We start from the raw sequence: 5,549 nt of genomic DNA, 5'->3' as shown, positions 1-5,549 counted from the left end.
GTGCGTGCCGGGGCGGCCAGGGCCCACGGTGGGCGGGCGGCGGGCGGAATGCTGGCCAGGGTCGCGTCCCGGGCGTCGGCAACGGCGCCGGCCAGCTCGGCGGCGCTGGCGAACCGGTCCGCCGGCCGCTTGGCCAGCGCGCGGGCGACGACCGCCGCCACCGCGGGTGGGGTGTCCGACGGCAGCGCCGCCGGCTCGTCCTGGGCGTGCCGCAGCGCCACCGCGAGCGGGTTGTCGCCGTCGAACGGCGGTTGCCCGGCGAGGCAGAAGTACGCCACCGCGCCCAGCGCGTAGACGTCGGTGGCCGGTGAGACCGGCTGACCGGTGGCCTGCTCGGGAGACATGTACGAGGCGGTGCCGAGCACCATGTTCGCGGCGGTGAGCCCGGCCATGCTGCTGGACCGGGCGATCCCGAAGTCGACCAGCACCACCCTGCCGTCCGCCTTGACCAGCAGGTTGCCGGGCTTCACGTCCCGGTGCACGATGCCGGCGAGGTGGGCGGTGTGCAGCGCGTCCGCCGCCTGGGCCAGCACCGACATGGTCGAGGCCGGGTCCAGCCGCCCCGCCGTCCGCACCCGCGCGGACAGGGGCTCGCCCTCGACGTACTCCATCACCAGGTAGTCGACCCGGCTGCCGTCCGCGAGCCGCGCCTGCCCGACGTCGTGCACCGCGACCACGCCGGGGTGCCGCAGCGCCGCCAGCATCCGCGCCTCGGCCCGGAACCGGGCGGTGAACTCCGGGTCGGCGACCAGCGACGGCAGCAGCACCTTCACCGCCACCTCGCGTTCCAGCAGCACGTCGGTGCCGCGCCAGACCGCGCCCATCCCGCCCGTCGCCACCCGCTCGCCCAGCCGGTACCGGTCGTCGAGCAGCACTCCGCGTGTCAGCACCGGGCCACCGTACCGGCCGACGCCGATGTGTTGATCAGCCCGTGGGTCGCGGCCGGGGCGAGCGAGCGGCCGTTCCGGGTCGGGCCGACTACGCTGGCGAGGGTTCGTCCCACGGGGACTTCAGCGGCGAGGGGAGACGCGGCATGGCGTGGAGCTGGCGGTACGAGGGCACGGACGGCCGGACGGTCGAGGGACCGGCGGAGTCGTTCAGCAGCCAGGCCGACGCCGAATCCTGGATCGGTCAGACCTGGCGGGAGCTCGCGGCATCCGGCGTCACCTCGGTCGCGCTCGTGGAGGACGACCGGGTGGAGTACCGGATGAGCCTGCTGCCCACGGCCGAGTGATGGGCTACGACCGGCCGGGCGGGGAGCGGCTGGTGCTCGGGGTGCCCAAGGCCGCGTTCCGGCCCAGCCCGGTCTTCCTCGGCCTGGTCGCCCTCTTCGCGGTCAGTGGGGCGCTCACCTGGAACGGGTACGGCAACGTCCGGTTCGACGTGTTCCTCTTCGTGGTCTCCGGCTGGCTGGTCTCGCTCTGCCTGCACGAGTACGCGCACGCGGTGGTCGCGTACCGGGCCGGCGACCGGGACATCGCCCACCGCGGCTACCTGACGCTCAACCCGTTCAAGTACACCCACCCGCTGCTGTCGATCGTGCTGCCCGTGGTGGTGGTGCTGCTCGGCGGCATCGGCCTGCCCGGCGGCGCGGTGTGGGTGGACCGGCACGCCATCCCGGGCAGGCTGCGGCACACCCTGGTCAGCCTCGCCGGCCCCGCGACCAACGTGCTGTTCACGCTGCTGCTGGTGGCGGCGGTGCGGATCGGCGGCCAGGCGGGCGGCCCGGTGGAGTTCTGGGCCGGGGTGGCGCTGTTGGCGTTCCTCCAGCTCACCGCGAGCGTCCTCAACCTGCTGCCGGTTCCCGGCCTGGACGGCGGCAACATGATCCAGCCGTGGCTCAACCCGCAGTGGCGCCGGATGTACGACCTGTTCGCCCCGTACGGCTTCCTGCTGCTCTTCGCGCTCCTGTGGAACCCGCGCATCGGCGGCTGGTTCTTCGACGCGGTCTTCGCCATCGGAGACGTCCTGGGCCTGCCCTCCTGGCTCTATGCGACAGGCCTGGACCAGATCCGTTTCTGGCAGAGCTGACCCCTCCGCCGATCCAGGGCTCATCGCTGCCTGTTCAGTTCCATCGGCAGCGACAAGCCCCGGATCGGCGAGGCCGGTGGCCGGGGGTTGAGCGTTACGGGCGCTGGGCGGGGGACTGGGTCTTGTCCGGGTTCCGCTCCGTCACCGGCTCGACGATCTCGTCGATCGCCTTGAGCAGCTCGGAGTCGAGCTTCACCCCGGCCGCCTTGACGTTGTCGTGCACCTGCTCCGGGCGGGACGCGCCGATGATCGCCGAGGAGACGTTCGGGTTCTGCAACACCCACGCCACCGCGAGCTGGGCCATGCTCAGCCCGGCCTGCTCAGCGAGGGGCTTGAGCTGCTGGACCCGGGTCAGCACCTCGTCGGTCATGAACCGGGAGATGAAGCCCGCGCCGGACTTCTCGTCCGTGGCGCGGGAACCCGCCGGCGGCGGCTGCCCCGGCAGGTACTTGCCGGAGAGCACGCCCTGCGCCATCGGCGACCAGACGATCTGGCCGATGCCCAGCTCCTCGCTGGCCGGCACGACCTCGGCCTCGATGACCCGCCAGAGCATCGAGTACTGCGGCTGGTTGGAGACCAGCGGAATGTGCAGCTCACGGGCGAGCGGGTGGGCGGCCCGCAGCTGCGCCGCCGACCACTCGGAGACGCCGATGTAGTGCGCCTTGCCGGAGTGCACGACGTCCGCGAACGCCTCCATCGTCTCTTCCAGCGGGGTGCTGTGGTCGTACCGGTGGGCCTGGTAGAGGTCCACGTAGTCGGTGCGCAGCCGGCGCAGCGAGCCGTTGATCGACTCCATGATGTGCTTGCGGGACAGGCCGCGGTCGTTGCGGCCGGGACCGGTCGGCCAGTAGACCTTGGTGAAGATCTCCAGGCCCTCGCGGCGCTCGTTCTGCAGCGCCCGGCCGAGCACGTCCTCGGCCCGGGTGCCGGCGTACACGTCGGCGGTGTCGAAGGTGGTGATCCCCGCGTCGAGGGCCGCGCGGACGCAGGCGAACGCGGCGTCCTCCTCGACCTGAGAACCGTGGGTGATCCAGTTGCCGTACGAGATCTCGCTGACCATCAGGCCGGAACGGCCCAGGTGTCGGAATTCCATGTCCCGACCCTAGCTCCGGTGGATCATCCGCGGCGAACGACGGGTCAGAGCACCGGGTTGGCGTCGGTGAGTAGTCGGTCGATCTCCGCCAGCACGGCGGCGCGGTCGACGTGCACCGGGTCGATCAGCGGTTCGCCGCGCCGGTCCAGCGCACCCCAGCGCCCGGCGCCGCTGCCGACCAGGAACGCCACCGGGTGGATGACGAGCATCGGGTGCGCCGGAGGCACCAGCAGGGCGCCCCCGCGGTCCACCACGCCGCGCCGGCCGCCCACGTCGACCACGGCGAGGCCCTCCTCGGTGAAGCCGTCCACCTTGCGACCGTCGGCCAGCTCCGTGGCGAAGCCGTGGTAGCGGGTGGGCACCACGATACGGCCGGTCCGGTCGACCGCCCCCCACCCCTCGCGCCGGACCGCGGCCACCCCGTTGCGGAACGGTCGCACCTCGGCGAAGTTGGGCGGGACCTGCACCGCGCCGGTCGCGTCGATCGCCGTCCAGCCTCCCTCGCCGACCACCCAGGCCAAGCCGTCGCTGAACGGGCGCGCCGCACGGTACGACGGCGGGATCACCGTCGTACCGAGCAGGTTGATCAACGACCACCGGTCGCTGTCCGGCCGTCGGACCCAGGCCAGCCCGTCGTGGAACGGCTGCACCTCCGCGTACCTCGCGGGGATGACCAGGTCGCCGTCCGGGTCGGTGTAGCCCCACAGCGCCCCGGCCTGGCCGGGCGCCGGGGGCCGGTCGCGGTCGAGCACCTCGTCCCGACTCCGGGGGTACGGCCCGAAGCCGTCCGCCGCGGCCCGGGCGGCGACCGCGTCGAGGGCCACCCGGATCCGGTCCAGCAGCTCGGCGTCGCCGGCGCCGCGCAGGTCGAGGGCCTGCTCGAAGTGGTGGCAGGCTTCCATCAGGCGGCCCTGGTCGTAGCAGGACCGCCCGGCGTGCTCGTGGATCGCGGCCCGCAGCCGGTCGGGCAACTCGATCGAGGTGGCCTTGGCGAAGAGCTGGTCGGCCTCGGCGAAGTCGCCGCGCCACCGCAGCACGTGGGCCAGGCGGGCCTGGGCCAGCGCGGTGCGGCGCAACTCGCCGGTGGCATCGGCGTAGGTGAGGGCGAGCCGCCCGTCCGCCAGCGCGTCGTCCAGGTCGCCGAGGATCCGGGAGGCCACCGCCCGCAGGCTGAGCAGCCGGGCCCGGGCGCGGTTGTCGACGGCCGACCCCAACTTCTCGGTCAGCCGCCGCCGGATGGCCCGCATGTCGTCCGGCTCCGGCAGCTCCTCGCGCAGGGTGACCGGGTCCAGCCGCCACCGGTACGCCGCGAGAACCTGCTCCGGGTCGCCCTGCTCGGCCAGCGACCGCTGCTTCGCGGGCGGCACGGTGTCGGGTGGCGCGGACACCGGCACGCTCTCCCCGGGCGACCCGGCGCGAGGCCCCGGAACGGCGCCGGCCGGCGGCCCGGACACGGATGCGGCGGCGGGCGGCGCGGGGACCGGTGGCGCGGAGACGGGTGCGGCGGACATGGGTCCCGCGGAGACTGGCGGCGCGGAGACGGGTGCGGCGGACGAGGGTGCTGCGGCGGCAGGCGGCGCGGAGACAGGTGCCGTGGAGGAGGGCGGCGTCGCGTCAGGCGGTGCGGGCACAGCTGCCGCCCACGCGGGTGGCGCCGAGACCGGTGCGGCGGAGAGCGGCGGCCCGGACACGGGCGCTGCGGGCGGGGCGGGGACGGACGCTGCCGAGAAGGGCTGCTCCCTGTCGCTGTCGGACGTGGAGGACCGGGCCGACGACGCACCGGCGGTGGAGCGGTCGTCGGTCGGCGTACCGGCTGGCGGCCCGGCGTCGCTCTGATCGGCCCACGCCTCCGAGAGCGGGTCGTACGGCGCGGCCGGCACCGAGTCCAGCGGGTCGCGCTCGCTCGGGTCGTTGTTCGCGCTGGGAGGGGCGGAGACGGGCCGGTCCAGCGGTGCGGGGCTGGGCTGGTGGGCGTCGACCGGCGCCGGCGGTGCCGACGTCGGCCGGTCCAGCGGCGCGAGATCGTCGAGGCGATCGGCCGACGAGTTGGCAGATGCGTCGACGGGCTCGTCCGGGGGTGCGGAGACCTGGGAGTCGGGCGCGGTGAACGCGGGGTCGACGTGGTGCTGCGTTCCGGCACTCGGTACGCCCGAGATCGGCCGGGGCGCCTCGGTCGGTGTCGGGTCGGCCGCTGGCTGCGTCTCGTCGAACAGATCGTCGGCCCAGGTGCGGGGGGCGCCAGAGACCGGCCGACCCGGCGGTCCGGAGACCGGGCGGCGTGCGGGGGGTCCCGACACGGGATGCGCCGGCGATCCGGAGACCGGGTCAACCGGCGGTCCGGAGACCGGGTGCACGGGCGGCACCGACACGGTGTAGGCCGGCGGTGCGGAGACCGGGCGCGCGGGCGGTCCGGAGACCGGGTGGG

The 5,549-nt window shown here is 74.4% G+C and carries 5 protein-coding genes; 2 read left to right on the top strand and 3 right to left on the bottom strand.

What is annotated here, in order from left to right; genetic code table 11:
* On the bottom strand, positions 1-890 hold an 890-nt coding region (locus DKT68_RS01250; protein WP_146218258.1), incomplete at its 3' end, for a serine/threonine-protein kinase.
* A 143-nt stretch (positions 891-1,033) separates the two neighbouring features.
* Between DKT68_RS01250 and DKT68_RS01245 the strand changes: the two genes are divergently transcribed.
* On the top strand, positions 1,034-1,234 hold the full coding sequence (locus DKT68_RS01245) for a hypothetical protein (protein ID WP_109815595.1): 201 nt from the start codon (positions 1,034-1,036) through the stop codon (positions 1,232-1,234).
* Positions 1,234-2,031, top strand: a complete 798-nt coding sequence (locus tag DKT68_RS01240) for a site-2 protease family protein (protein ID WP_109815594.1) — start codon at positions 1,234-1,236, stop codon at positions 2,029-2,031. Before DKT68_RS01245 ends, DKT68_RS01240 begins: the two co-directional genes overlap by 1 nt.
* A 94-nt stretch (positions 2,032-2,125) precedes the next feature.
* Here DKT68_RS01240 and DKT68_RS01235 read toward each other — a convergent pair whose 3' ends face one another.
* Positions 2,126-3,124 carry an aldo/keto reductase family protein gene (locus tag DKT68_RS01235; RefSeq protein WP_109815593.1) on the bottom strand — a complete coding sequence of 333 codons (999 nt, stop codon included), beginning with the start codon at positions 3,122-3,124 and terminating at the stop codon, positions 2,126-2,128.
* A 44-nt stretch (positions 3,125-3,168) separates the two neighbouring features.
* Positions 3,169-5,337, bottom strand: a complete 2,169-nt coding sequence (locus DKT68_RS32605) for a WG repeat-containing protein (RefSeq protein ID WP_407940682.1) — start codon at positions 5,335-5,337, stop codon at positions 3,169-3,171.
* Positions 5,338-5,549: the final 212 nt, after the last annotated feature.

The sequence above is a fragment of the Micromonospora acroterricola genome, assembly GCF_003172955.1.
Taxonomy (GTDB): Bacteria; Actinomycetota; Actinomycetes; order Mycobacteriales; family Micromonosporaceae; genus Micromonospora; species Micromonospora acroterricola.
The sequence above is the reverse complement of the archived record's forward strand: the minus strand, read 5'-3'. Positions and strand labels throughout refer to the sequence as shown.